1 protein-coding gene is annotated in these 258 nt (G+C 29.5%); it reads right to left on the bottom strand.

The window, feature by feature from the left end; genetic code table 11:
• The coding region (locus EOC06_RS41270) for a hypothetical protein (protein WP_206631449.1) at window positions 1-246 on the bottom strand (246 nt) is incomplete at its 3' end.
• Window positions 247-258 lie beyond the last annotated feature (12 nt).

Here is a 258-nt window from a genome sequence, read left to right as displayed (position 1 = left end):
TATCTGTACTACATCATTACGATCAAACGTAAATTTTGTATCTTTATTGAATGAGAATTCAAAATTAGCTACAATTCCTTGTAGTTTACCAAGTGAATTAATCCCTCTATTGCTTTTATTTGTCAAGTATGAGTTGAGTGCTACAATCAATCCTTCAAATTCTGGATATAAATATCTATCGTCAATAATACAACCAGGTCCAAAAAGATAATCGATATCACTAAAATCAATATGTACTTGGTTCATGAGATAATGTAG

The sequence above is a fragment of the Mesorhizobium sp. M7A.F.Ca.MR.362.00.0.0 genome (assembly GCF_004023175.1).
Classification (GTDB): Bacteria; Pseudomonadota; Alphaproteobacteria; order Rhizobiales; family Rhizobiaceae; genus Mesorhizobium.
This window is presented reverse-complemented; position numbering and strand designations above follow the sequence as displayed.